Below are 5,587 nucleotides of genomic sequence, written 5' to 3' on the forward strand. Positions count from 1 at the left end.
CTTAATTTATTGATTATTTTAATTAATTCTTCTTCAGTTTCAAACTCTCCGTTATAAGGAATTAATCTACTTATAAATCTATTAGCAGGCTCTATTTTATTTTTTTAAAATATTTTATAATATTTTTATATAGTTTGTCTTGAACCTCAGTACTTTATAAATATTTTATTAATGATTTTGTTAAGTTTTATATTTTTAATCTTGTTAATTATTATTTTAGCATTAATATTTATTAGTCTTGAAGATGTATTAAAAGATGATAACATATAAACATTATAGAGAGTGATGATCTAAAATTATGTACTAAAAAAATTTTAAGGTTACAATTAGTTTTTACGAGGAAGAAGATGTTGATTAGGATATTTAGTGAGGTGATACGAAATGGATCATTTAAATATTTTTAATTCTTATAAAAACAAGTCAAATAACCATGAAGATGAGCTTACAAGGAGTTTTCTTGTCATATTAAAAAATATACCAATAGTTCAGGTGATGTTTTTTGAAATGGTAAGAAGAGAAATGACAGAGTTCAATATAGATTCAATATCGTATGGAGATTTAAGCGTTGAAGAAGTATATACTCAATTATCAAGTTCAAATAAGATTTTTACATCTAATTTGCTCGAAGGGCGAACTTTACTTTCAATAATAATTTCTGATGATAAACTGGAATCAATAGCGAAGGTTCAGAACGATGATAGACAAGCACGTTATGATGGTGTGATATTGTGTAATCCTTCTTGGTTATTCATTATAGAAAATAAACCATCAAAGGATAATATTTGGCTTAGACAGTTAAATCCAAATATTCCAGATGATATTGATGTATCTATAATTGATAAACCATGCTGCCTTTCTTGGAGAAAGATTATTAAAGGTTTGAACTCCATAATTCAAAACAAAATGGTATGGGGGTTGGAACGAACAATGATAGAGGATTTTATAGAGTATGTAGATAATGAATATTCTTGGATCAACCCATATACTACATTTGGTGTTTGTAAAGATGATTTGTATTTATTGAATAGGCGTTGTATTTCTGTTATGGCTAGTTGTGATATTAAAGGAGTAAGTACTGAAGTGAAGTACCATAGAGGATGGAAATACTATGTTGAAAGTGGAAAAAATACGATTAAAAAGATAGCACTTGATGCAAATAAAGCAGTTTCAGGTTGGACAATTGACCTTTGGATGTATGCAGGAGACACTATGAATTCTGCTAGAGAAACATTTGAAAAACTAGATATAGATAAATTACTTCATTTACAAGACCAAGGATTTGAAGTATCAAATAATTTTCATATTTCATATCGTTCCAGTAATTTATTATGGTTTGAAGGTAATTTATCCGTTGAGGACTATTTGAAGTTTTGGAAAAAAGAATATAAAAACTTAAAACAAGTTAAAAGGAAAGAATTCAATAAACTGTTTAACAATCTTGAGAAGAATCAAATAATTGTTCCAGAAGATAGAAGTATAATTCAGGAAAAAATCCTAAATAAAAATTATGATAAACTCAATATTTGTCCAGGATTTCTTTTGAAATATTCATGGGACAGCCAGACAGCAATAACTCTTGATAAACGTAATAAGTTTGTTGAAGATTTTAATAATAAAGTTATAACTGCATTTAGTGTTGTTGGAGGGATTTAATTATCTGTAAGCTTTTTAGAACAATATAGACGTTAAATATAATAAAAATACTAGACTTGCTTAAAAAAAGAACAGATTAAGTAAATAAAGTGACATAGAGAAAATGAATTCAAGTAAAATAAATCAAAGAATTGTGTCTTTACTGTAATAATAAAATGTGAAATAAATTTTTGTGTTTTTTTAAAAAAAGTTATGTGTATAAATTATGTTTTGTTAACATTATAGTTTTTTTAAAAAGTTATAGAGTTTCACAATCATCCAATTTGTTTTTTTATAAGGAAGGGAATTAGGTTTGAATGCAATTATAAGAAGTTTTCTTAATGAATTTGTTAGAAGTAAAAACATTAAACATATGGAATTAGAAGACCAATTTGAATGGTTCGCAAATTATTGTATTGTTAATAAAGAGTATGATTCAGTAAGATTTGAATTGAAAAATATTCTGACAGGATGTGGAACACCAGGTATTGATGGATTGGCTATCATTGTTAATAATAAACTGTGTTCAACAGTTCAAGAAATTAAAGACCTAATGAAAGAGCGAAATCCAATATGCAAACTATATTACGTATGTAATGGAAGTTGGCAAAATGACAGCACATTGGTTACAATAATTGAAAATAATAAGGTTGAATTAGACCAAACTAATCTATTTGAAAAGATTGAATTCCAACCCTGTGACTCAAAAAAATTACAATATTTATATCGTAAGACTAAAGAACCTAATTCTGCTAAAATTCATTTTGAGAAGAAAGTAACTTTGCCTTCTATACCAGGAGTTCAAGTTGCTTATTCTGGTTTACTACCTTTTAGTGAATATCGAAATATTATAATTGATGATGATGGTAATATGAAATCAGTTTATGATGATAATATTAGAGATTATCTTGAACAAGATGATAATCCAGTTAATAAAGATATAAATGATACATTTCAAATTATCAAATAGTTAATGGATGTCAAACTAGTCACGTTCTTTATGATAATAGAAATAAAAAAGGAATAGAGAAAGTTTATATACCATTGAAAATTATTGTAACAAATGATTATGATATTAAAAGTCAAATTACCAGGGCAACGAATAATCAAACTGCTGTTGGTATTGAACAACTTGAAGCTCTAAGTGAATTTCAGAAAAATCTTGAATTGTTTTATAATGCACTGCCCAATGATGACTTGAAATTATTTTATGAACGTCGAACAAATCAATACAGAGATAGTGATTATGTATCTTCGATAGCTTATATAAAAATAGAAGAAGCTTTTAACAAAGGAATAATATCAGATGAACTGTGGAGATTTAGATATCATATATTAATGTTATACAGAATGATTTCTGCTGGGCCAGATATTCCTCCAATGAATAGTAAAAAAATTATTATTTATTGTAATAAAATAATTACATCTCTTAGAGATGAAGATTTCTTTTAATCCCAAATCCAATCTCCATGCATGTGGAGTACGTCACATTGATGTCGCAGGTTGAAAAGTAAAAAGATTGAAAGTGTAATAAATAAGAGGTTCTGTGTATTTTTCTGATTTGTAGAATGGCAGAATCTCTTGTTAAATGAGTGCTTAGTGGGAATATATCCACTGTGGAAAAGTGGCATAGTTGAAATGAAATCAATGCTTATGCGAACACGTAACAAACTTAGAAAATATTTAGAAAGGGAGGGCTTAAAATTATAAGAGGAAAAGAATTATTTAAAAAAATTACTGATATTGACAATAATATTATAGAGGCTGAAAAATTTAATAGACATAAAAAAATAATATATATGAAGTGGATAATGCCAATAGCTTGTATTGCCTTACTGTTATTGATTAGCCCTTTATCAAACCTATTTCTAAAAGAAGATATTAATCAAGAAAAAGATTCTAGTCCATTTGAAGTATGTTTTAAATTTAACACTAAGATTTATTCTGTTGTAAATACACCTAAAAGTCCTGCTTATAATAATTATGATCTAGAGGAATCAATTAGTTTAGACATAATAGGGGCGTATTTAGGTGAGGTGATAGTTCAAATTAACAGTGATAATAAGGATACTTATAAGTTATATCGATATGTAAATGCTCCTGTTACAGAAAATGATTGGGTTCCAAGGATGATTGTTCAAAGTTCAAAAGGAGATTACTATCACGCTCTAATTGGTTCTTGTTTTGATGAGGACACTCAGACAGCTGATGAGGTTTTATCGGTTTATGGTATAACCTCTGCTGATAGTATAGTTTATATAGAAAATAAAAAAGGTAAAAAAATAACAGATAAAACTTTTATTAAAGATTTTTATGATGGATTATTTACTAAAGAATATGGTGGAAATGATTTCTTACAGGAAAATGTATATCAAAATACTGGTATTGATGAAAGTGAAATTCATAAATTATATTGTAAATATGCTGACGATATGGTTCCGTTAAAAGTAAAATTGTCAAATGGTTTGGTTATAGGGGTTGATTTTACAAGTCATAATTATGTAAGAGTTGGCAATGATTTGTATTTCAAAGTAGATGATAGCTGGCTTGATTTAGTATCAGTATTCAAGTAAAAAATCATCTTATTAACATATTCCATTTCAAGCTCTTTAAGTCTTTTTCTTAAAGCTATTATCTCTTTTTTTTCTTCAGTGCGATTATCATTTATATTAAAAGATTCTGTTTTATTATATCTTTCAATCCAAACTTTAACGGTTGATTTAGCTATTTTATATTCTCTACTAATTTCTGCTAAGCTTTTTCCATTATTATATAATGATACTATTTGTTTTTTAAATTCTTCCTCATATCTTTTTGCCATAACAATTCCTTCTCATGATATATAATATATTATACCATTGTTCGGAATTAATTTGTCCTATTTAGTATAGCCTATCCATTAAAGTGAAGTACAATGCAGATGTTTTACGAATACGTATGAAGCAACAAGCCGATGTATTGCTTACTGATCCTGTAAAATATAAAAAATTTCCAGTTTAGTATATTTAATACTCTTCTGAAAACTAAGAATAATTTAATTAAATTATTCACATTATTATAATTGATAATATTTCATTAACATTATAAATGATAGGAGGATATTATAATGGTTGATTTAACTGGAAAAGTGGCTGTTATTACAGGTGCAGGATCAGGTATTGGAAAAGAAACAGCCTTTACGTTTGCTAAGCAAGGAGCAAAGGTTGTATGCGCTGATATCAAAGCTTCTGATGAAACTGCAGAAGAAATTAAACAATGTTGTGGACAAGCAATATCTATCCCATTAGATGTTACCAAATGGGACCAATGGACATCATTAATGGGAAAAACAGAATCTGAATTTGGAAAGGTTGATATTCTTTGTAATATTGCAGGTATTTCGGAAGCTACAAATATAATTGATCTTACCGAAGAAGAATTTGATCGAATGATGAATGTCAATGTTAAAGGTGTTTTTTTGGGTATGAAAGCTGTATTGCCATGTATGTTGGAAAAAGGGGCAGGAAAAATTGTTAACGTTGCTTCTTTAGCAGCTCATGTTGGTTTAGCTGGACTTCCAAGTTACTCGGCTTCTAAAGGTGCAGTAGTTTCTATGAGCCGACAAGTTGCCATGGAATATGCAAAATATAACATTCAAGTTAATGTTGTATCTCCGGGTATTATTGCCACTCCTATTCTAGCTAATAATACACCTGAAATGACCAAAGCATTCACTAATGCGACACCAGCAGGACGCCTTGGAAAACCTATAGAAATAGCCAATATGATTGCATTCCTTTCTTCAGAAGACAGTAATTTTACAACAGGTCAAGCAATTTTGGTTGATGGCGGCTGGAGTCAACAATAACTTTGCCATTTAGTTTTTTAGTATACTGAGAAAAAATTTAAATAATATATCAATCTTCAACCATAGGAACGGTTCTTTGCAATTATGAGAACCGTTTTTTTAGTACTT

The 5,587-nt window shown here is 28.3% G+C and carries 6 protein-coding genes; 5 read left to right on the forward strand and 1 reads right to left on the reverse strand.

Translation table 11 applies throughout. The annotated features are described in order from the left end of the window. The first annotated feature begins 381 nt into the window (after nt 1-381). The 4 genes from OM90_RS11705 (at nt 382) to OM90_RS11720 (ending at nt 4,205) form a co-directional block, all read left to right on the forward strand. Complete coding sequence (locus OM90_RS11705) at nt 382-1,653, forward strand: hypothetical protein (RefSeq protein WP_058487050.1); 1,272 nt, start codon at nt 382-384, stop codon at nt 1,651-1,653. A 292-nt stretch (nt 1,654-1,945) separates the two neighbouring features. After that, complete coding sequence (locus tag OM90_RS11710; RefSeq protein ID WP_058487051.1) at nt 1,946-2,602, forward strand: hypothetical protein; 657 nt, start codon at nt 1,946-1,948, stop codon at nt 2,600-2,602. Further along, complete coding sequence (locus tag OM90_RS11715) at nt 2,599-3,084, forward strand: AIPR family protein (RefSeq protein WP_242860909.1); 486 nt, start codon at nt 2,599-2,601, stop codon at nt 3,082-3,084. The genes OM90_RS11710 and OM90_RS11715 overlap by 4 nt, the downstream gene beginning before the upstream one ends. 347 nt (nt 3,085-3,431) lie before the next feature. Further along, a complete protein-coding gene (locus OM90_RS11720) occupies nt 3,432-4,205 on the forward strand; it encodes a hypothetical protein (RefSeq protein ID WP_160323669.1) in 774 nt (257 codons plus the stop codon). Here the strand turns inward: OM90_RS11720 and OM90_RS12470 are convergent. Next, nucleotides 4,130-4,453: a helix-turn-helix domain-containing protein gene (locus OM90_RS12470; RefSeq protein WP_084758058.1), complete on the reverse strand. Its 324-nt coding sequence runs from the start codon at nt 4,451-4,453 to the stop codon at nt 4,130-4,132. The genes OM90_RS11720 and OM90_RS12470 overlap by 76 nt on opposite strands. A gap of 285 nt (nt 4,454-4,738) precedes the next feature. On the opposite strand from OM90_RS12470, the gene OM90_RS11725 reads away from it, so the two are divergent. Next, entirely contained in the window at nt 4,739-5,479 is a 741-nt protein-coding gene (locus OM90_RS11725) for an SDR family NAD(P)-dependent oxidoreductase (protein ID WP_058487054.1), read from the forward strand. Nucleotides 5,480-5,587 lie beyond the last annotated feature (108 nt).

It is taken from the genome of Defluviitalea phaphyphila, assembly GCF_001466305.1.
Taxonomy (GTDB): domain Bacteria; phylum Bacillota; class Clostridia; order Lachnospirales; family Defluviitaleaceae; genus Defluviitalea_A; species Defluviitalea_A phaphyphila.